The organism is Bifidobacterium sp. A11, from assembly GCF_000499185.1.
Classification (GTDB): Bacteria; Actinomycetota; Actinomycetes; order Actinomycetales; family Bifidobacteriaceae; genus Bombiscardovia; species Bombiscardovia mizhiensis.
On record NZ_AWUO01000003.1, the window covers coordinates 137,129 to 158,816 of the forward strand.

Below are 21,688 nucleotides of genomic sequence, written 5' to 3' on the forward strand. Positions count from 1 at the left end.
GCTCCCGTCACTCACGTTACGCTCAACTCTAGCGCAGGTCGTATACGCCAACACGCATTTGCCCACAGGCGTTCCGACCCTCCCTGACGGCCGTGGGCCTAGGGTCCGGGAGGTCAGAGCCAACCGCCCTGGCCTTCCGAAAGAACCTCCACGCCGTTCTGTCCGTATTCTAAACCCTGATTCTAGACCCGGATGCGCATGGTTGGTGACGAGAATATTTTCGGCTTCAGTAGGAGGCATCCATGGGGTCGTTGCCGAAGAGCGTCTCGCGCTCCTGATGGGTGGTGGTCCGCGAATCCAGCCAGCCATAGGGCAGACGGACCTTCTTGGCATAGCGGACCCGACCCCGGGGCTTGCCGGCCACGGCCCGCGGATAGGGCATGTCCTGGTCCAGATCGGCGATGCAACGGTCCAGATCCTCCAGGCTCTCGCAGGCCATGAAGTCGCGGCGCACCTGGCCACCCACGGCGAAGCCCTTGAGATACCAGGCCACATGCTTGCGCATATCGTGGACGGCCATGCGCTCGTCGCCGTCGTAGAACTCGACCAGAAGCCGGGCATGACGGGCCATGATGGCTCCCACCTGGCCCAGGGTGGGCTCCTGCCGTTCCGGGGAACCAGCCAAGGCCGCCGCGATGTCGGCAAAGAGCCAAGGTCGGCCCTGACAACCCCGGCCGATGGCCACGCCTGCGCAGCCGGTCTGGGCAAACATGTCCAAGGCATCCTCGGCGGTCCAGATGTCGCCGTTGCCGAAGACGGGAATGTCAACGGCCTGGACCAGCTGAGCGATCCGGTCCCAGTCGGCATGGCCGCCGTAGTACTCAGCCGTGGTTCTGGCGTGCAAGGTCACGGCGGCGCACCCCTCCTCCTGGGCGATGTGGGCCGCCTCCAGGAAGGTCTCGTGCTGGTGGTCGATGCCCACACGGATCTTTGCGGTGACAGGGATTCCGGCAGGCGAGCAGACAGCAACCACCCGATGGACCAGTTCGGCGAAGAGATCGGTCTTCCAAGGCAGGGCGGATCCGCCGCCATGCCTGGTGACCTTGGGTACCGGGCAGCCGAAGTTCATGTCAATATGATCGACCCAGCCTGCATCAACCACCATCCGGGTGGCCTGCTCCATGATCTGAGGGTCCACCCCATACAGCTGCAGGGAGCGCACCTTCTCCTGGGGGGCGAAGCGGCAGAGCCGGAAGGCCTTGGGGTTGCGCGCCACCAGGGCCCGGGCCGTCACCATCTCCCCCACATACAGTCCGTCGGGTCCGTACTCGCGGCAGAGCAGGCGGAAGGGCCAGTTGGTCACGCCCGCCATGGGCGAAAGCATGACCGGCACAGGCACGGCTATCGGGCCCAGCTGCACCGGGGCAACCTTCGGGGTCGGGCGATCTGTCTCAGTACCGGCCACCGGCCTCGGCCACCTTGATGGGTTCGCTCTCGTCCGTGCCCGGCTCGCTGGCCAGGTCCGTGTAGCCGTCAGCGGCACGTGAACCGGTCAGGTCGGATGGGCCCATGGGGTAACGCACCCGCTGCTCACCGACGACTCGGCGCACATAGTCCTCCACCTGGTCCAGGGCCACCCGGTCCTGCTGCATGGAGTCGCGGTTGCGGATGGTGACCGCCTTGTCGTCCAGAGTGTCGAAGTCCACGGTGATGCACAGGGGCGTGCCGATCTCGTCCTCGCGACGGTAGCGACGGCCGATGGCGCCGGACTCGTCGTAGTCCACCATCCACTCATTCTGGCGCAGGTCGGCGGCCAGGTCATGGGCGATCCGCTGCAGATCGGGCTTCTTGGACAGGGGCAGGACGGCGGCCTTGACCGGTGCCAGCCTTGGGTCCAGACGCAGCACGGTGCGCCTATCGACCCCGCCCTTGGTGTTGGGTGCCTCGTCCACGTCATAGGCATCGACCAGGAAGGCCATCAGCGAGCGCGTCAGACCGGCCGCAGGCTCGATCACGTAAGGAATATACCGTTCCCCGCTGGCCTGGTCGAAGTAGCTCAGATCCTCGCCCGAATGTTCGGCATGAGCCTTGAGGTCGTAGTCGGTGCGGTTGGCCACACCCTCCAGCTCGCCCCACTCGGAGCCCTGGAAGCCGAACCGGTACTCGATGTCCACGGTCCGCTTGGAATAGTGGGCCAGCTTCTCCTTGGGGTGCTCGTAGTGGCGCAGGTTCTCGGGTTTGACGCCCAGGTCCACGTACCAACGGGTCCTGGCGTCGATCCAGTACTGGTGCCACTGCTCGTCGGTACCGGGGTGGACGAAGAACTCCATCTCCATCTGCTCGAATTCACGGGTACGGAAGATGAAATTGCCGGGCGTGATCTCGTTGCGGAAGCTCTTGCCCATGTTGGCGATGCCGAAGGGGGGCTTGGAGCGGGAGGAGGCCATGACGGACTTGAAGTCCACGAAGATGCCCTGGGCGGTCTCGGGACGCAGATAGTGCAGGCTCTTCTCGTCCTGGACGGGCCCCAGGTGGGTCTGCAGCATCATATTGAAGTCGCGCGGCTCGGTCCACTGTCCCTTGGTGCCACAGTCCGGGCAGGGAATGTCCTTGAGGCCGTTTTCCGGATCATGGCCGTGCTTTTCGACGTAGGCCTCCTCCAAGGTATCGGCCCGGTGCCGCTTGTGGCAGTTCAGGCACTCGATCAGGGGGTCATTAAATACGGACACATGGCCCGAGGCCTCCCAGACCGCCGTGGGCAGGATGACCGAGGTGTCCACGCCGACCACGTCGTCGCGGGTGACCACCATGGACCGCCACCACTCACGCTTGATGTTGTCCTTGAGGGCAACGCCCAGGGGGCCATAGTCCCAGGCTGAGCGCGTCCCGCCGTAGATCTCCCCTGCGGGAAAGACGAATCCTCGGCGCTTGGCCAGGGAAATGACCTCATCCAGTTTCGATACTGCCACTGATCACACCTTCTGCTCGGGAGCCCCTCCTGGGGACATACGACCTGATGACCGGCCTCCAGCATACCTTCGGCGGGTGACCTGCTGTCAGCGTAGAGGCCTACCATCAAGGCAGGTGCGGGAGGCCGCGCAGGTGACCGCAGGGGGGACACCGGGCATCCTGCCTGCCAACCCCAGTCGACGAGGAAAGGTTCCCGATATGCCCGACATAAATGACCCATCCTACCTGAACACCGTAGCCGAGGTCACCATTGCGCCCTCTGGTCAGAGTGAGGAGCTATCCACCTATGTGGCCCAGGTCATCAAGGTCATCAGGGATTCGGGGCTGCCCAACCAGACCAATGCCATGAGCACCGTCGTCGAAGGGGATCTGCATCGGGTCATGGAGGTCGTGGAAGAAGCCACGCGGGTCTTGGCCGAACAGGGATACAGAACCGGTGTCAGTCTCAGGCTGGACATCCGTCCCGGCAAGCGGGATCAGATCCACGAGAAGGTGGAGCGGGTCGACCGGATCCTGGGCGGGGAAAACCGCTGAAAGCACCCTGTCACTGAAGATCAGCCGGGCTGAAATCGCCTGAGCAAGTTAAGGTATGCCCATGATCACGATGAAGCAGATCGCCGAACGCACAGGTGTATCCGTCTCCACTGTCTCTCTGGTGCTCAACGGCCGCGATAAGGGCAGAGTCAAATCGGAAACTGCCCGAAAGGTGCGCAGCACAGCCAAGACCCTGGGCTATCGGCCCAATCCCATGGCCCGGTCGCTGCGTACCAGCAAGACCGGCATGTTGGGCTTTATCAGCGAAGAGGTGGCCACCACGCCCTACGCTGGCGCCATCATTCAGGGTGCCCAAGATGCGGCAGCCGAACGTGGTTACATGCTTCTCACTGTCTCCACCGATGGGGGCGCTCGGGAAGCCGAGCAGATCCAGGCCCTGAAGCGCTATGGAGTGGACGGATTCCTCTTCGCCAAGATGTACGACCAGGAGGTGGACCTGCCCCAGGCTCTGCGTTCCTGCCCTGCTGTGGTCGTCAACGCGACAGAGCGAGCCAACCGCTGTCCAAGCATCGCCCCTGATGAGTTTCTGATTGGCTACGATGCCACCCGCCACCTGATCGAGTCAGGCTGCCATCGGGTAGCCTACCTGGGCACCACACAGGATCTGCCGGCGCAAGAAGACAGAATGCGCGGATATCACACAGCTCTCAAGGAAGCTGGCTTACCCACAAGTCAGGCCTTGACCCGACTGGTCGGGTTCAACCAGGACGCCATGGATCAGGCAAACGACCTGATGGATGACCAACACCCCGATGGGGTTTTCTGCTTCAATGATTCGCGTTCCTTCTACCTCTACCAGGCCGCCGCTGCGCGCCATCTGATCATCGGCAAGGACCTCAATTTGGTAGGCGTGGACAACCACCAGGTTATAGCCGAAACCACGGCACCCCCCTTGACCACCGTCGAACTGCCCCATTACGAGATGGGCTTCTGGGCGGTACGGCGACTACTGGCGCAAATCAATCCCCGTCGCGTTTCCCTGCCCCTGCCCGAAACTCGTGCCACCCTGCCCCCGCTCGATCAAGCTGGCGGGGTACGTATCCATTGCGCGCTTATTCGCAAGGGCTCCACTCGCCTTGATGCCGCCTTGGACACGGTTCCAACAAGCCACTAAAGCCGTACACACCCCTCCTCATCGCAAGATGGTGAAACAAGGCCGAAGTCTGGAGGGCTTCGTGCAAACTGCCAATAGGCCGGCATCCCCTGCTAGTTGCTAATCGTGCTCACAGGCACGCACAGTATCCGTCAATCGTTTGACGTAAATCGATTGACGGCCTACTATACCTACCAGGATTCGCTCTGCACACAGGAAGTGCATCGAACCAGGAGGCACTGCGGAGAAGCGGTGCACAACAAGGAAAGAGGGGCAGCATGGCCGCCAAATCATCGGCGTGGAGGAACCCATCCTATCTGGAATCCTCCACAGGAATATTCTTCTTCTTCTGCGCATGGGGCATCTGGTGGTCCTTCTACCAGCGGTGGCTGGTGACGGGCCTGGGAATGAACAACACGCAGGTAGGCAAGATCTACTCCATCAATTCCGTGGCAACCCTGATCATCATGTTCGTCTACGGAGTCATCCAGGACGAGTTGGGAGTCAAGCGCCGTCTAGCCATCTTCATCGCTGCCATCGCCGCCCTGGTGGGACCTTTCGTCCAATTCATCTATGCTCCGCTCATGCACACCAACATGATGCTGGGCGCCATGCTGGGCGCAGTGGTCCTCTCTGCAGGCTTCATGTCTGGCTGCTCCCTGATAGAGGCCATCACCGAACGCTACTCACGCAAGTTCGGCTTCGAGTACGGACAGTCCAGGGCCTGGGGCTCCTTCGGCTACGCCATCGTAGCTTTGATCGCCGGCTTCGTTTTCAACATCAACCCCATGATCAACTTCTGGCTGGGCTCAGCCTTCGGCCTGTGCATGCTCCTGGTCTACGCCTTCTGGATTCCCGACGAGCAGCGCGAGGAGATCAGCCGTGAATCGACCCCCGAGGGTGAGAAATCCCAGCCTTCACTGAGGGATATGCTCCATGTACTGGGTATGCCGGCCCTCTGGCTGCTGATCGTCTTCATGATCTTCACCAACACCTTCTACACGGTCTTCGACCAGCAGATGTTCCCCACCTACTACGCCAACCTCTTCGCCACGCCCCAGCTGGGCAACCAGGTCTACGGGATCCTCAACTCCTTCCAGGTCTTCCTGGAGTCGGCCATGATGGGCGTGGTTCCCGTAATCATGCGCAAGATTGGCGTGCGCAACTCACTTTTGCTGGGAGCCACGGTCATGTTCGCCAGGATCGGCCTGTGCGGTTTCTTCCACGACCCGGTCATGGTCTCCATCGTCAAGCTCTTCCACTCCATCGAGGTCCCGCTCTTCAGCCTGCCAGCCTTCCGCTACTTCACCCTGCACTTCAACCCCAAGCTGTCCGCCACCCTCTACATGGTGGGCTTCCAGATCGCCTCCCAGGTCGGCCAGGTGGCCCTATCCACTCCGCTGGGCATGCTCCACGACCGGGCCGGCGACCGGGTCACCTTCTACACCATCTCCCTGGTGGTGCTCGCTGCCCTGATCTACGGTATCTTCGTGCTCAAGCGCGACGACCAGCAGGTTGACGGCGATCCCTTCATCAGAGATTCGCAGAAGTCCGCCGTGACCCAGGGCTGATCCCCAGATCAACCATCATCAGCACCCATCCAACCCGAAAGGATTCAAGGATGAACCAGTCAGTAACCAAGGAAAACGCCGATATGAGCGCTCAGCTGGACAAGGCCCAGAAGAGCATCGATCGGCTCTTCGCCACTCGTAATGACCGCTGGTATCCCCAGTGCCACATCGCCTCCAAGGCCGGATGGATCAACGACCCGAACGGCCTGAGCTACTACAAAGGGCGCTATCATGCCTACTTCCAGCTCAACCCCTACGGGAGCGAGTGGGGAAACATGCACTGGGGGCATGTTTCCAGCACCGACCTGGTCACCTGGCGGCGCGAGCCCCTGGCCATGGCACCCACCCTTGAGGTCGAGAAGGACGGGGTCTTCTCCGGATCGGCCGTGGTGGGCGACGACGGCCGCCTGACCATCTACTACACCGGTCACCGCTGGCGCAATGGGGTCAACGATGATGACGGCAACCTCCAGGAGCAGTGCATGGCCGTCTCCTCCGACGGTATCCACTTCGAAAAGAAGGGTGTTGTGGTCCCCTGCCCCGACGACAAGATCCTGCACTTCCGTGACCCCAAGGTGTGGAAGATGGGCGGGCTCTGGTACATGGTCTTCGGAGTCAGCACCCCCGCCCACCGGGGCGAGATCTGGATGTATACCTCCAATGACATGGAGCACTGGACCTTCGACCGGGTGATCTATCGGCACCCCGACCCCGAGGTCTTCATGCTGGAATGCCCCGATATGTTCCCCCTGGAGGACAAGTGGGTGATCTGCTACTCGGCCATGGGCTTGAAACCCCATGGATTCGAAGCCCGCAACCACAACAACGCCGGCTATGTAATCGGCAGCTGGCAGCCCGGCGGCGACTTCCATCAGGAGACTGAATTCCACCTCTGGGATGACGGCCACAACTTCTATGCCCCGCAGACTTTCCAGGCCCCTGACGGCCGTCGGCTGGTATTCGGCTGGATGAGTCCCTTCACCGAGCCCATACCCATGCAGGAGGATGGCTGGTGTGGCCAGTTCACCGTGCCCCGCGAGGTCACCCTGGCAGGTGATCATCTGCGCTGCCTGCCCATACGCGAGTTCTCCAACCTGGACCAGGACCAGCAGGACTTCGGCCCCATCGAGCTGGAGGTCAACGGCAGCCAGGATCTGGTGGACGACGCGCAGACCGCCGACATCACTATGGAAATCGACCTGGCCAAGTCCCAGGCCGAGCGCATCGGTCTGGAGATTCACCGGACCCAGTCAGGCGATCATACGCTGGTCTGCTATGACGACCAGCTGGGCCGCGTGGTGCTGGACCGCCACTGCAACACCTACGGGGATCGGGGTTACCGCACAGCACCCGTCGACAAGTCCTCGGGCAAACTCAAACTGCGTATCATCGTGGACCGGGGCTCGATCGAGGTCGTCGTCAACGACGGGCTGGAGATCATGTCCTCCTACTCCTTCCCTGCCGAAGGACCCCGCGGCATCCGCCTGATCGCCGAGTCCGGCGAGGGCAAGGCCCTGATCGACTCCCTCTCCATCGCCAGACTGGGCACCATCTGGGAAGAGCCGGATCGCTGATCCAACTCCCCTAGTCAGCATAGGAAGGGCCCGCCCTCTGAAATAACTCAGGGGGCGGGCCTTTTGCTTGACAAGCATCGCCTTCAAGCATCCGTGGCGAGCACCAAAGAATCGAAGATCCCAGAAGAGGTACCGACTCTTTGACACTGACTCCCTGCCATGGACCAGCGGCCATGACTGCGCCACAGCCGCCTAATCTTCGAGACCAGAAGCCATTGATGTGGCCGATCCGGCCCAGGCTTTACTTGCCGACCTTGACCAGCAGAGCCATCAACCCGGAGGCAATGGCCGCCGCACCCATGAAGAGGAAGGCTCCGACGAAGGAACCGCCAGCCGCCTTGACCAGATAGCCGATGATCATGGGGGCCAGGAATCCGCCCAGGGTGCCGCCGGTGTTGATGATGCCGATGGCGGATCCGATGATATGCGGGTCCATGATCTTGTGGGGCCAGGTGAAGATGCCGGTGAAGGCCACCACGGAGACGCAGGATACCAGGATCAGCAGCAGGAGGGAGAGCCAGATGTTGCGCGAGAAGACGAAGCATACGACCAGGACGGCGCTGATCACCCCGGCACCCAGGATGGCCAACTTCTCCCTGCCCAGGAAGAGCTTCGAGAGCAACTGACCGGCGTAGATGGTGGCAACGGTCGTGAAGACCGCATTGACCGCCAGCAGAATGCCTGCCTGGCCGATCGAGAGCCCGAAGGTGTTTTTGATGAAGGTGGGCATCCAGGAGATATTGCCGTACAGGAGGATGTTCAGCAGCAGCATGGCCACGAAGAGGACCAGCACGTTCCGGTTCTTCAGAACCTCGAGGAACCCTGCCCCTTTGGCTCCGGGCTTCTGGTCAACCTCGGGCTGGCGGGGCTTGGAGGGCACGAAGATCAGGATGCAGACAAAGGCCAGTAGATAGAGGGTGCCCAGCACAGCGTATGCCAGGTGCCAGTTGATGGCGACCAGGTTGGCGCCCAGGACGAAGGCCAGGATACCGCCGATGCCCGAGGTGGACAGGATCAGGGACTGGACGAAGGTGCGCCGTTCCTGGGGGAAGTTCTCCGCGATCGACTTGGAGCAGGAGGGCGGATAGCCACCGTGGCCCATGCCAGCGAAGAACCGGACGATGATGAAGAAGGCCAGACCATTGGCCAGTCCGAACAGGTAACTGAACAGACCGATGATGATCATGGAGGCCATCAGCACACGCTTGGCCCCAAGCCGGTCGGCCAGCCAGCCGCTGGGAATCTGCATGAGCGAGTATCCCAGGAAGAAGGCCGACATGATGATGCCTGTCTGCCCCGAGTCAAGGTGGAACTGCTCGGAGATGGGGATGATGGCGGTCGAGATCATGTTCTTGTCCATGTACACGATCGAGTAACCGGCCATCAGGGAAAAGATCAGCGTTCCGCTCGCCGTTTTTGAGGATTGCTTGATTGCCATTGGTCTGTCATCCTTCAGTAGAAACCGGCCGCCGCCGGGCAAGGTGATCCGCAAGGATCACAGGGCCTGGCGGCAGCCGAACAGTAGAGGTCAGTGGGGCATCACATCGTCAGGAATGACGACCTTGTACTCCTGACCGGCGAAGGTCTTGTCGAAGTCCTCCTTGGCGGCCTTGACCAGATCCGGGTTGGTAAAGGCATCGTAGGCGGTCAAGGCCAAGGTCTTGCCCGCAGCCAGCAGGCCCTTGTGAGCCACTGAGGACTTGCCGTTGGCCGCCCACTGCCAAGAGTGAGCAGAGGTGCCCTGGGGCTCGAACCCGCCGCTGAACTGGGCGGTGGGCGTCTGCCAGCTGACATCGCCGACGTCGGTGGATCCCGATGCCGTATCGGTGAAGACCAGTGGATACTTCTTCAGGGCCATGGTCGACTCGGCCATCTTCCTGACTTCCTCATCCGTCAGATCGGGGAAGGCCTCCTTGGTGCGGCTGAGCACCCGCTGCTTGCCGGCCTCGGGAACCGTGTCCGTGTAGCGGCGCTCATAGTCCAGCTCCTGCTGGTCCAGGGGTAGTGGGCCGACGAGGTCCAGGTTCCTGTCTATGGCCTCGGTCAGCGGATGGTTGGGAATGAAGTTGTAGCAGGCCGCGTCGAACTCCTCCTTGACCTGGGTCTCGGTCATCAGGGCCGCACCCTGGGCGATCTTCTCAACACGCTTGAACAGATCCTGTGCCTGATCCATCCTGGGGGCGCGCACGAAGTAGTAGAGACGGGCATGGGACTGCACCACGTTGGCCGACTCGCCGCCTGCGTCGATGAAGGCGTAGTGCACGCGGGCCGCATCGATCATGTGCTCGCGCAGGAACTGCACGCCCACGTTCATCAGCTCTGCGGCATCCAGGGCGCTTCGGCCCAGCTCGGGAGCCGCAGCCGCGTGCGCCGGCACGCCGGTGAAGTCGAAGTAGGCCTGCAGGACCGCCAGGCTGGAGGAACCCCAGGCCTGGGTCACATCCGAGGGATGCCAGGACAGGGCCAGATCCAGCCCGTCGAAGACCCCGTCCCTGGCCATGAAGGCCTTGCCATAACCCGACTCCTCAGCTGGGCAGCCGAAGACCTTGATGGTCCCCTTGAGGCCCTTCTCCTGCATGAAGGTCTTGATCCCGACTCCGGCCGCGACGGCCGCCATGCCCAGGATGTTGTGGCCGCAGCCTTGCCCGTTGCCGCCCTCGACCAAGGGCTTGTGCTCGCCCAGGTCGGCCACCTGGCTGAGGCCTCCCAGGGCATCATATTCGCCGGTGATGCCGATTACCGGACGGCCCGAACCCCAGGTCGCCACATAGGCATAGTCCATATGGCCCACGCCCTTCTCGATCTCGAAGCCCTCCTGCTCAAGCACCTTGTAGTGCTGCTGGACCGACTCCTTGACTGCAAACCTGGTCTCAGGGGTGCCCCAAATATGATCGGCCGCCTCGATGAACTCCTGTGACTTATCCTCGATGATCTGCATGATGCGTTGCTTGTCGTCCACGCCTGTCGACTCCTTCGTTTCGTTTGCTGCGCTGATTTCCACGGCGGACATGGCCTGCTCCGCTGTGATAAGTCACAGACTACCTTTTATGGGCGTTACGAGAATGTTCAGGCGCGTAAATTTGGACGACTATGGCTAACCTCACAAAATGGGAGGGTCTGCTTTCTCAGGTATTCTGCACGCCGCCGAAGCGCCTATCCCGGTGGATGTAATCGTCGATGGCCCGCCAGAGTACCTCGCGCCCGCAGTCGGGGAAGAGCTCGGGCACAAAGGCCAGCTCCGCATAGGCCGCCTGCCAGGGCAGGAAGTTGGAGGTGCGCTGCTCCCCCGAGGTACGCAAGACCAGGTCACAATCCGGAATGTCGGGGTTGTAAAGGTGCTGGGCGATCATCTTTTCGGTCACCTTGGAGCCCTTGATCTGCCCGGCCGCAACTTCTCGGGCGATGTCTGTGGCCGCATCGGCCAGCTCAGCCCTGCCCCCGTAGTTGATGCAGAAGATCACATCGATCCTGGTGTTGTGGCGGGTGCGCTCCATGGCCGCCTCCAGCTCGTCGATGACCGACTTCCAGAGCCGAGGGCGGCGGCCCGCCCAGCGCACGCGCACTCCCCAGTCGTCCATTTGGGCCACCCGACGGTGGATGATGTCCCGGGAGAAACCCATCAGAAAGCGGACCTCGGCCGGCGAGCGCTTCCAATTCTCCGTGGAGAAGGTATAGAGGCTCAAATATCGGACCCCGGCCTCAATGGCCCCGGCTATGGTGTCGAAGACCACCGGCTCGGCGGCCCGGTGACCCTGGGTACGCTCCATGCCCCTCTGCTTGGCCCAGCGGCCATTCCCGTCCATGATCACACCCAGGTGCCGCGGGACTGAGCCCTCGGGGAACTGCGGGATACGCGCGGGATCGGAGAAGGGGGCTGCGGGCACATCCAGGGAGGTGTAGTCGACGGGGTCAAAGCTCATGTTTCAAGAATCTAATAGCCGCAGAGATCTAATGGGCCGCTCCAGGTAATATTCGCCCCATTTCTCAACAAGACCATCGCAGAGAGGGGTGGAGCCCTTGCCGTCCAGCTTGGACCAGTCCCCGCTGCTCAGGGCACGGAAGCGTGCCAGGGTAGCGGAATCCACTGCCACGGCATCAGTAGGTCTGTCCCTACTGCAGACCACCCCTCCGCCAGGCACCGAAAAATGGGTCAGCTGGTCGGTTCGCCCGCAGACGATGCAGGAATCCAGCCTGGGCCTCCAGCCAGCCAGCGCCAGGGACCGCAGCAAATAGGAGGCACCGATATCCCGGGGATCATGCCGGTGACCAGCCAGGCTGGCCAGGGCGGAGGCCAGCAGACGGTATTGCTCCGGAGCCGGCTCGTGCTCGCCCACCACCAGCTTGTCGGCGGTCTCAAGCATGACGCCCCCGTTGGCATAGAGGTCATAATCGGCGCATATGGCATCCGCATAGGCGGCTATGCAGACCGCCTGGGAGACGATGTCCAGGTTCCGGCCGCGGGAGATGAGCAGGTCGTCACGCATGAATGGCTCCAGCCTGGCGCCGAAGCGGGACTTGGTCCGTCGCACCCCTTTGGCCACGGCCCTGACCTTGCCGTGCCCCCTGGTCAGAATGGTGACGATCCGGTCGGCCTCACCCAGTTTGACCGTTCTGAGGACCAGGCCCTCGTCACGATAGATGGCCACGACGGTCCCGTCCTTTCATTGGTAGATGAACAGACCCCAGAAGGCGAAGATCAACAGGACCCCGAACATAGCCAGGGTGGTGACGATGAAGAGTGCAACGCCAAAGCGGGTGGAGGCCAGAACCGGCCTGGGATCCAAGTTGCGCATCTGCTGACGCAAAGTGGGGCCGCCGGCCTTGCTTGTGCGGACCTGGTCGGGTAGCCGGTCCAGTCCCCTGAGCGAGGCGACCTCGACCATGCGGGCGAAGGTACGCGACCAGGCCCAGATGACCAGGGCGCAGACCACCTGGATGACCGGCCAGCTCCAGTAGCTGACCCCGGCCTGGTCGGGCACGCCGCCCCAACCCAGGCGCACCACAGCCATGATGACCTGACCCAGGCCAGCTCCGAAAAGGACGAGGGTAGCCAGGGTGGTGCCGGTGATGGTGACCAAGGTGCCGCCGAAGCCATGGCTGAAGCCCAGGACCGGATCCTTGCGTCGGCGCAGACGGAACAACTTCATCAGACCGGCCACCAGGGCCATGACCAGGGCCGCCAGCAAAAGCACCAGGGTCAGCAGGTGCAGGACCAACATATAGATTGTCAGCGAGCGCCGCCCGCGCAGGTCAGTAGGCACGGCAATGGACTGGTGGATGGTGGCCCCGCCCACGCTGGGGCTGGTCTGATGCAGGCCATGGACCTGACCCACAGCCCAGTCAACCATGTCCTGCTGGTAGTGGTCGGCCAGGGGCGTGCCGGTCCGGGCCTCATCCCCCAGCCGCAGCACATGGTTGGAGACCGGGTAGGACCGCACAGTGACGTTCTCGTTGCCCGAGGCATGGGCCTGGGAGAGTACGCGCTGCACACCCTCCACCTGGGCGGTCATGACGTCCTTGGCTCCGTAGGCCAAGAGGGTGGGAATGGCATAGGTGTAGCGGTCGGTGGGATCGATATCCAGATTGTTCAGGCCCAGGAGGGAGGCATCAGTGCTGAAGAGCCGGCGGACCACCGACTGGTAGCCCTGGTTGGCCCCGGCAATGGCGAAATCCTGGGCCACGAAGAAGCCCATGGCATGCCGCGGGGAATAGACCATGGGGCTCAGCAGGATCTGGAAGGCGATACGGTGGTCCATGGTCAGCAACATGGCGGCGATCCAAGTACTCTCACTGGTGGCATAGATGCCTACCTTGGATGCATCCACATCATCCCGGTCGCGCAGCAGATTGGCAACCCGTTCGTAAGCCTTGGCCGAGGCGGGATAGTCCCGGTCTGCATCCGTGGTGGACCAGACCGGCTTGTCCAGCACGGCGGTGACGAACCCGGCAGAGGCCATGGTACGAGCCACGTCCCCGAAGGAGTTGTCGCAGGTGCCGTAACCGGCGCCGTGCATGAAGACCACGGCCGGCCGATGCTCTGAAGCCCCTTTGGGAGCGCGAATCAATATTCGGATGCGTTGGTGCTCGCCGGTGGAGGGCCGCTCCACGTTCAGTTCCTGGTGACGGGATTCGACCTGGTACTGCCCCACGGTATCCCTGTCAACCCCGGCAGGCCAGTCGAAGGTAACCGCGGTGTCCGAAGTCAGGGTGGGAAAATTTTGATCCACCGGTTCGTATTTCCAAGGGACGGCGGTCAGGTGAGAGACAGAGGCCAGCAGACCCATGAGGATGATGAAGACGGGCAGGCTGGTCATTAGCCGCCTGACCCTGCTCCACCCACTTACAGGGAGGGAACGCTCAACCTCTTGGGACACGTCGGTCATTGTAGCCGGTGGCGGGGATGGCGCTTACGCCCTCAGCTGGCACGACCGGTGACCGGAACCACCATGGGCCCTGCCTCCGGTAGGGTTTCGCCCTGGGCCGCCGCCTTGGCATCCATCTGGGCGGCGATTTCCTTGGCCCGTTCCAGCAGGGTGGGGACAATCTGGTCCTCGGGCACGGTCTGCACCACCTTGCCCTTGATGATAATCTGGCCCTTGCCGTTGCCCGAAGCCACCCCCAGGTCGGCCTCCCTGGCTTCGCCGGGTCCGTTGACGATGCAGCCCATGACGGCCACCCGGATGGGGGCGGTGATGTCCTTGAGCCCCTCGGTGACCTCCTTGGCCAGTTCGATCACATCCACCTGGGCCCTGCCGCAGGAGGGGCAGGAGATGATGTCGAAGTGGCGCTGGCGCAACCCTAGGTACTCCAGAATCTTGCAACCCACCTTGACCTCTTCCACAGGCGGCGCGGACAGGGAAACACGAATAGTGTCGCCGATACCCTCGGCCAGAAGTGCGCCGAAGGCCAGGCAGGACTTGATGGTCCCCTGCCAGGAGGGCCCGGCCTCGGTCACGCCCAGGTGGAGGGGCCAGTCACCCTTGGAGGCCAGGAGCCGGTAGGTCTGGACCGTGGTGACGGGATCGTGGTGCTTGACGGAGATCTTGAAGTCGTGGAAGCCCACGTCCTCGAACATGTGGGCCTCTTTCAAGGCCGAGGCGACCAGGGCCTCAGGGGTGGGGCCGCCGTAGCGAGCGTAGATGTCCTTGTCCAGGCTGCCGGCGTTGACGCCGATGCGCAGGGAGATGCCTGCATCGGTGGCGGCCTTGCAAATCTCAGGGCCGACCTGGTCGAACTTGCGAATGTTGCCCGGGTTGACCCTGACGGCTGCGCAACCGGCGTCGATGGCCTGGAAGACGTACTTGCTCTGGAAGTGGATGTCGGCGATGACCGGAATGGGCGACTTCTTCGCAATGATGGGAAGCGCGTCGGCATCGTCCTGGCTGGGCACAGCCACCCTTACGATGTCGCAGCCGGCGGCGGCCAGCTCGGCGATCTGCTGCAGGGTGGCGTTGATGTCAGCGGTGACCGTGTTGGTCATGGACTGCACCGAAATGGGGGCGCCCCCGCCGACCGGCACAGGCCCCACCATGATCCGACGGGAGCGGCGACGAGGATGCAGCGGAGTCTCGCTGATGGCCTGCTCGCCTGTCTTGCGGAATCCCTGGGAGGATGTTGACTGTTCGGTCTTGGGAATGCTACTCACGCTGTCATGTCTATCAAAGCATCGGCCCTTTGGCGTGCCTCATGCTCGACTTGCTCCATTACCTCCACGGATGTGAATGTTCCCGGAAGATGCGTTTCCATGGCATCCATGACTGAACGGATGGTTTCGACGATGTCCAGGTAGGGCAGCCGGTGATCCAAGAAGGCCCTGACAGCCTGCTCGTTGGCGGCATTGAAGACCGCGGTCATGGGCTCACAGCTGCCCAGAGCCCGCCTGGCCAGGTTGACCGCCGGGAAAGCCTGGTCGTCCAGGGGCTCGAAAGTCCAGGTGCTGGCCTTGGACCAGTCGCAGGCCGCAGCCACATGGTCAAGACGGGCGGGCGCCGACAGGCCCAAGGCGATGGGCAGACGCATGTCAGGGGGCGAGGCCTGGCTTATGGTGGCCCCGTCCTGGAACTGAACCATGGAGTGGACCACGGACTGGGGGTGAACCACCACAGTGATCCTCTCGGGCTCAATGCGGAAGAGTCGACTGGCCTCGATGACCTCCAGACCCTTGTTGACCATGGTGGAGGAGTTGATGGTGACCACCGGCCCCATGGACCAGGTCGGATGGTTCAGGGCCTGCTCAGGGGTGACCTGGCGCATGGCGTCGCGGCTCCAGCCCCGGAAGGGACCGCCTGAGGCGGTGACCACCAGACGGGCCACCTCTCCGTGCTGCCCTGAACGCAGGGACTGCCAGATGGCTGAATGCTCGGAGTCGACCGGGTTGATCTGGCCAGGCCTTATCTCGGCATCAAAGAGCAGATGGCCACCGGCCACCACGGACTCCTTGTTGGCCAGAGCCAGCTGGGATCCGGCCTGCAGGGCCGCAATGGAGGGGCGCAGACCTACTGATCCGGTGATGCCGTTGAGGACCAGATCACTGCCTGAGCCGGCCAGAGCCTGGACAGCCTCCATACCCGCTTCTACTTGGATACCAGTCAATCCCAAGGCCTTGAGAGCCTGCTGCAGGGTCGGAAGCCGGTCCTTGTCGGCCAGAGCCAGACGGGTCACGCCAAAATTTCGGGCCTGACGGGCCAACAGCTCGACATGGGCGCCGCCGGCAGCCAACCCAGTCACCCGGAACCGGTCCCTATGACGACTGATCAGATCCAAGGCCTGAGTGCCGATGGACCCTGTGGATCCCAGGATGACCAGACTGCGAGACTGGTCGGCATCGGTCCTGGGCGACCAATCCGCCAAGGTACGTTCACGCTCGGCCGAGAAACCGGCCTGCCCGCCTGCATTTACCACTGCCAAATGACTCATCGACCGCCTTTATCCTGCTCTCCCTCATCACCGAAAGCTGGGAACGAAATATCGGGGATATCCAGATCCATCTTGGGCAGATCCTGGTTGAGCAGGGAGTTCAGGTAGGAATCCGGATCCTGGTTCTGCTTATTCCCCTGCGTGTTTTGCGAGTACCGAGGCTTGGCCCAGTCGGGCGTATCCGTGCTGCTTTCGGCTGTTTCGGCCCAGGGACGATCCTGGGTCTCAGGCACTGCTGGTGCCGGCTCCTCATAGCTGCCCAGAGGCCCGCCTGCGCCCAGAGGGCCGTCAACGAAGGGCGAGGAGATAACTGAGGTGGATCCTGGCGTAGACGAGTCTTCAACGTTGGCATCGGTCGAAGGGGACACCGGTGATTCCGATCTTGTGGAAGGAACGAAGGCAGCCCCTGTCGAAGTGGACGGGGCGGAGACGGCAGGCGTCGAAGGGGTCGGCTGGAATACTGTCGGCTCGGGAGTCTGCGGCGCCGGGGAAGGCGAAGAAGAGGCCGTCGAGTTGAAGGGCATGTATTGCGCAGCCGACGCAGGTGCAGCTGATCCTGCAGCGGGGACTGCGGGAGTATGGCTGGCTGGCGCTGAGGCGGGCATAACCGATTCAGGCCGAGCTGAGACAACCGGATTTGCAGGAGCAACGGCCGTTCCGCCGCCGACATCGGCTGAGGACGCAGACCGGGCTGAAGCTGCCGAAGGTGTATCAACACCAGTATCCACGGCCGCTCCAGCGCCTTCCTGGGCCAGTCGCTGGTTGACCGCCGAAGCCAGAGCACTTAAAGAGCTGTTAGGTTGCGCCGTCGGCACTGTCTGCGTGCTTGTGGTAGGAGCATCGAAGATGGCCCGTTCTGCCTGGTGCAGTTGAGCGAAATCGTCCTGACCGCTCTGGTCACCCGCAAGAGCAGAGTCACTGGGGATGCTCCAGGCGGGTTCCTGACTCTGTCCGATCAGCGGCTGAACCCCCGAAGCTGAGGAGTCCTGCACTGGAAGCTGCGATTGGGCGGGAGCAGCGGCAGGCGCTGTTGAACTCGCGCTTGCCCTTTTAGCCCTCTCGCTGACCCTGGCGAAGGACTCCAGCTGTTCCAGAAGCTCGACGGCCTTGGCCAAGAAGAAGTCCACCTGGCGCTCGTCGTAACCCTTGGGGCCCCGCCGCTGGGTGAAGATGACATTGGAGACGCGGTCAGCCGTGATGTCGGTATTCTTCGACTTGCCCGAGTCCGCCTTCCGCCCCTCCTGCAGGTTGAGTTGGTCAGAGGTCTTGTTGAGCACCTGCTCAATCAGCCGCTCCACCTGCTTGCAGTCGTATGAGGGCATGCCGGGATCCCCGCGCTTGAAAACGCTGCCAGAGGGCCTGCCGGCATGAGCGGTCAGCTCGGATTGCAGACTGACCATTCTGGTCGTCCAACCATCCACGCCCACCCGGGCTATCTCCAGACTGGTCTGCCTGTCGGAAATCACCCTTTCCAGTCGGGAGAGGGCAGCGTCCACCTGGGTGATGATATAGCCGTTCTTGCACAGGTCGAAGGAGGCGTTGGCTATCTCCTCCTGGGTCAGATCAGGGTCCTGGCTCTCATAGAGCGAGTGCGCCCGCTCCAGGAAGGCATCCACCTGCTTGGTGTCATATCCCCACTTGCGCTTGCCCGAGCGCGCGATGGTCGCCTCGGTTCCACGGGCATCAGGCTTAGCTGACATCAGGCATCGACCTCCTGACCTTTCTTGCCAACGATCGTCGTGCATCGATTCTACGTGAGCGCTAAGACGCGACTTCGGGCACGCCCCCTAAAAACCCCTGTGGTCCCGCCCGGACTCGAACCGGGGACATCCACCGTGTAAAGGTGGCGCTCTAACCAACTGAGCCACGGGACCAGCACACTACCTTAGCAGAATACACGGTGACAAGGCCGCACGGTGCGGCTATAATCCACTAGGAATTCGCAGGACTTGTCCGCAAAAGAAGAGAAATACACTATATACACCATCTAAAAGGGGGTTCGGGTTGTCACAGACAGTCGATACAGGCAGTGGCAGGAAGACCAACCGCACCCTGGTGACGGTGGCGGTCTTCATCGCCACTTTCATGACGGCCATCGAGGGGACCATCGTCTCCACCGCCATGCCCACCATCATCGGGGACCTGCATGGGCTGTCCATCATGAACTGGGTCTATTCCATCTATCTGCTCATGACGGCGGTCACCACACCCATCTACGGCAAGCTTTCAGACCGCTTCGGCCGCAAGCCGCTGCTGACCATCGGTCTGCTGGTCTTCGTGATCGGGTCCACCCTGTGCGCGCTCTCCCAGTCCATGCCTCAGCTGATCGGCGCCCGTTTTCTGCAGGGTTTGGGGGCCGGCGCCATCCAGCCGCTGACCTACACGGTACTGGCCGACATCTATCCCCTGGACAAGCGGGCGGGCATGATCGGCCTGAACGGCTCGGCCTGGGGCATCGCCTCCATCATCGCCCCCCTGCTGGGAGGCTTCATCGTTCAGCAGATTAGCTGGCACTGGGTCTTCGCCATCAACGTGCCTATCGGCCTGCTGGTCATCATCATGATCCAGATTTTCCTGAGCGAGCATATCCAGGCGCGTGAAACCCGCGTCGACTACATCGGCATCGGACTGCTCAGCGTCTGCCTGATCTGCCTGATGCTCTGCCTGCAGAGCCTGGGATCGGCGGGTGATACGCGGATCACCCTGATTCTGGCTGCGGCCACCGTGGTCACCTTTGCCCTGCTGCTTCATGTGGAGGGGCGCCAAGAGGATCCCATCCTGCCCCTGCGTCTCTTCCGCATCAGGACCTTTGTCATCCAGAACATCTGCATGCTCCTGGTGGCCGGATTCCTGATGGGCTTCGACACCTACATGCCCATCTGGATGCAGTCTGTTTTGGGCATGAATCCTTCACTGGGCGGCTTTGTGGTCACCCCCTCCTCCATTCTTTGGCTCCTGGGCGCCTACCTGGCCGGACCGCTGACCATGCACCATCCGCCGCACCGGGCCACCAACATCGGGCTGGCCTTCATTCTGACGGCCTGCGTCTGTTACATAGCCGTTCCCCAGGCCACCGCCTACTGGGTCTTCCTGGTCATCTCGGCCGTGGTCGGCTTCGGTTTCGGCCTGACTATCACCACCTCGACCATCACTGCCCAGAGCGTGGTGCCAGCAGGCGATGTAGGCGCCTCGACCAGCTTCAACACCCTGGCCCGTTCCCTGGGGCAGACCTTGATGGTCTCCATCTTCGGCATCGTCATGAACACGGTCATCGCCCGCGAGGTACCTCAGCATAAGGGACTGACCGAAGACATGATGAACAGCATGATCAACCCGGCCACGGCAGGGAGCATCCCCTCACGCCTGCTGGGCCCGGCCCGCACCATCGTCTTCGACGGCCTGCATTGGATCTTCCTGGTGGGCCTGGTCATTCTGATCATGGCCTTGGTGGCCAACCTCTGCGACATCCGCTCGCGCACCCTGCTGGCCGAATATCAGAACAAGGCCACGACAGCGTCTCCGGCTATTGCTGAAAAAGGCGAACAGTAAAGGCCACTGGCCACAATTGGATTCCTGAGGGAATCCCTTATGAAAGACAGCGAGGTGGTGGGCATCGGTTGATCCCGGTGCCCACCACCTCATTCATTGACGCTTGTGCAGCCAGAAGTCTTACTTGCCCTTGCCGAAAGCCCGTAGCTGGGTGGCGTTCCAATCCTTGCTGACGGTGGTGGGCATCAGGGCGTTCATGCCTGCGGTCTTGGCCGCATTGGAGACGACTCCTGGCGCCGATGCCCCCGGTCTGCCGGGTTTGGGAGTCAGCACCCAGAAAGGCGCACCCTTGTTGACCATGGCCGAGGCATCCATGATGGTATCCGCCAGATCGTCCTCGGCATCGCCGTCCCGCCACCAGATGATGACCCCATCCACGGCTGCGTCATAGTCCTCGTCCACCAGCTCTTCGCCGGTCAGATCCTCGATCCTGGTCCGGATCCCGTCGTCGACATCATCGTCCCACATCCATTCCTGGACGATATCGCCGGGATGAAAACCGAACTCTTCCGCTGTATAGGTTGTAGTCTCAGCCACGGCTTCAGCATAACAAGACTGCCGGAATTCACCAATTGGGCCGGCCTTGTCTACCTACCCTTGGTGGCTGTGCAGTGGGGAAGCCCCTCCCCCTGGCCATGACCAATGGCCACCAGGGCCTTATAGGCCTCGTCCAAGGTGGATACCCGCACATCGCGCAGCCCCTGTGGCACATGGCCTGCCACCTGTGAACAGTTAGCCGCCGGGGCCAGGAACCAGGTGGCGCCGTCCCGCCTGGCGCCCAGCATCTTCAGCTGAATGCCACCGATGGCACCGACTCGTCCCTTCTGGTCCATAGTGCCGGTTCCTGCGATGGTCAGACCGCCGGTCTCCTGCTCCGGAGTGATCTTGTCGATGGCCCCCAGAGTGTACATGAGCCCGGCCGAGGGACCGCCGATGTCGGCCACCCTCATGCTGAACTGCAGGCCTGATACGTCATATCCTCGGGCCTTGAGGAAGGCCAGAGCCTGGGCCGAGGCAGCCTTCTGGGAGCCGTGCATATCACCCTGTTCCTGGCGCTTGTACTCCTCTACACTCTGCCCGGGAGGCACCACGGCCTCCTGGGGAAGCACCGTAGCGTGGGGGTCGGCCCAGCCCACCAGGGCATCCAGGTTGGAGGCCGGGTAGCCGGGGATTCCGCGGGCATTGACCGTGGTCATCAGCAGGCGGCCCTTGTCATGGTGGACCTGGCCGCCCTCGACCTTGATGACCGGTGAGCCTTTTGAGCTGCCCAGCACATCCTGGGTAGGGCCCGGTGTCTCGATGGTATAAGGCGAAGGGAGGAAAAGCACCAAGAGGGCCAGAATGACCAGAAGACCGCCGACCAGCATTTTGCGGGTGGGTCCGCTAGGCGTCCCGATCTGCTTTTCGGGTGCGCCTGTGGCGCAGTGATCCGATTTCCCGTGCGGAAGTGTCATAGCTCCAATATTATGGTTGTTGAAGACGATAATCCCGGCAGACGTCAACCTTGATGGCAGACGACC

17 protein-coding genes and 1 tRNA gene are annotated in these 21,688 nt (G+C 62.3%); 5 read left to right on the plus strand and 13 right to left on the minus strand.

Translation table 11 applies throughout. The features are described from left to right. Positions 1-226: 226 nt before the first annotated feature. Both dusB and P273_RS0104265 read right to left on the minus strand, forming a co-directional pair. Positions 227-1,360 carry a tRNA dihydrouridine synthase DusB gene (gene dusB / locus P273_RS0104260; protein ID WP_024627248.1) on the minus strand — a complete coding sequence of 378 codons (1,134 nt, stop codon included), beginning with the start codon at positions 1,358-1,360 and terminating at the stop codon, positions 227-229. Between the two features lie 31 nt (positions 1,361-1,391). Further along, entirely contained in the window at positions 1,392-2,909 is a 1,518-nt protein-coding gene (locus P273_RS0104265) for a glycine--tRNA ligase (RefSeq protein ID WP_024627249.1), read from the minus strand. 199 nt (positions 2,910-3,108) lie between these two features. On the opposite strand from P273_RS0104265, the gene P273_RS0104270 reads away from it, so the two are divergent. The 4 genes from P273_RS0104270 (at position 3,109) to P273_RS0104285 (ending at position 7,703) form a co-directional block, all read left to right on the plus strand. Then, positions 3,109-3,444, plus strand: a complete 336-nt coding sequence (locus P273_RS0104270; protein WP_029676135.1) for an MTH1187 family thiamine-binding protein — start codon at positions 3,109-3,111, stop codon at positions 3,442-3,444. A gap of 61 nt (positions 3,445-3,505) precedes the next feature. Beyond that, a complete protein-coding gene (locus tag P273_RS0104275; RefSeq protein ID WP_024627251.1) occupies positions 3,506-4,579 on the plus strand; it encodes a LacI family DNA-binding transcriptional regulator in 1,074 nt (357 codons plus the stop codon). Positions 4,580-4,836: 257 nt separating this feature from the next. Beyond that, on the plus strand, positions 4,837-6,129 hold the full coding sequence (locus P273_RS0104280; protein WP_024627252.1) for an MFS transporter: 1,293 nt from the start codon (positions 4,837-4,839) through the stop codon (positions 6,127-6,129). 50 nt (positions 6,130-6,179) lie between these two features. Next, complete coding sequence (locus P273_RS0104285) at positions 6,180-7,703, plus strand: glycoside hydrolase family 32 protein (protein ID WP_024627253.1); 1,524 nt, start codon at positions 6,180-6,182, stop codon at positions 7,701-7,703. Positions 7,704-7,944: 241 nt separating this feature from the next. On the opposite strand, the gene P273_RS0104290 is transcribed toward P273_RS0104285, so the two are convergent. From P273_RS0104290 to P273_RS0104330, 9 genes are all read right to left on the minus strand, one after another. Beyond that, positions 7,945-9,141, minus strand: a complete 1,197-nt coding sequence (locus P273_RS0104290; protein WP_024627254.1) for an MFS transporter — start codon at positions 9,139-9,141, stop codon at positions 7,945-7,947. Positions 9,142-9,231: 90 nt separating this feature from the next. After that, positions 9,232-10,662, minus strand: a complete 1,431-nt coding sequence (locus P273_RS0104295; RefSeq protein ID WP_024627255.1) for an amidohydrolase — start codon at positions 10,660-10,662, stop codon at positions 9,232-9,234. Positions 10,663-10,828: 166 nt separating this feature from the next. Further along, positions 10,829-11,623 carry an isoprenyl transferase gene (locus P273_RS0104300; protein WP_024627256.1) on the minus strand — a complete coding sequence of 265 codons (795 nt, stop codon included), beginning with the start codon at positions 11,621-11,623 and terminating at the stop codon, positions 10,829-10,831. A 3-nt stretch (positions 11,624-11,626) separates the two neighbouring features. After that, complete coding sequence (gene recO / locus P273_RS0104305; RefSeq protein ID WP_024627257.1) at positions 11,627-12,349, minus strand: DNA repair protein RecO; 723 nt, start codon at positions 12,347-12,349, stop codon at positions 11,627-11,629. Between the two features lie 15 nt (positions 12,350-12,364). After that, complete coding sequence (locus P273_RS0104310; RefSeq protein WP_024627258.1) at positions 12,365-14,017, minus strand: esterase; 1,653 nt, start codon at positions 14,015-14,017, stop codon at positions 12,365-12,367. A 101-nt stretch (positions 14,018-14,118) separates the two neighbouring features. Further along, on the minus strand, positions 14,119-15,348 hold the full coding sequence (gene ispG, locus P273_RS0104315; protein WP_172637242.1) for a flavodoxin-dependent (E)-4-hydroxy-3-methylbut-2-enyl-diphosphate synthase: 1,230 nt from the start codon (positions 15,346-15,348) through the stop codon (positions 14,119-14,121). Continuing rightward, positions 15,345-16,619 (minus strand): 1-deoxy-D-xylulose-5-phosphate reductoisomerase, encoded by a 1,275-nt coding sequence (gene dxr / locus P273_RS0104320; protein WP_024627260.1) that lies wholly within the window; start codon positions 16,617-16,619, stop codon positions 15,345-15,347. Before dxr ends, ispG begins: the two co-directional genes overlap by 4 nt. Further along, positions 16,616-18,319 carry a DivIVA domain-containing protein gene (locus P273_RS0104325; protein ID WP_024627261.1) on the minus strand — a complete coding sequence of 568 codons (1,704 nt, stop codon included), beginning with the start codon at positions 18,317-18,319 and terminating at the stop codon, positions 16,616-16,618. Before P273_RS0104325 ends, dxr begins: the two co-directional genes overlap by 4 nt. A 100-nt stretch (positions 18,320-18,419) precedes the next feature. Continuing rightward, positions 18,420-18,493 (minus strand) — tRNA-Val (locus tag P273_RS0104330). Positions 18,494-18,623: 130 nt separating this feature from the next. Here P273_RS0104330 and P273_RS0104335 point away from each other — a divergent pair. Continuing rightward, entirely contained in the window at positions 18,624-20,168 is a 1,545-nt protein-coding gene (locus P273_RS0104335; RefSeq protein WP_024627262.1) for an MDR family MFS transporter, read from the plus strand. A 120-nt stretch (positions 20,169-20,288) separates the two neighbouring features. On the opposite strand, the gene P273_RS0104340 is transcribed toward P273_RS0104335, so the two are convergent. Both P273_RS0104340 and P273_RS0104345 read right to left on the minus strand, forming a co-directional pair. After that, the gene (locus P273_RS0104340) at positions 20,289-20,705 is read right to left on the minus strand and encodes a DUF3052 domain-containing protein (RefSeq protein WP_024627263.1); all 417 of its coding nucleotides are present in this window, start codon (positions 20,703-20,705) and stop codon (positions 20,289-20,291) included. Between the two features lie 50 nt (positions 20,706-20,755). Further along, positions 20,756-21,622 (minus strand): S16 family serine protease, encoded by an 867-nt coding sequence (locus P273_RS0104345; RefSeq protein WP_024627264.1) that lies wholly within the window; start codon positions 21,620-21,622, stop codon positions 20,756-20,758. Between the last annotated feature and the right edge of the window lie 66 nt (positions 21,623-21,688).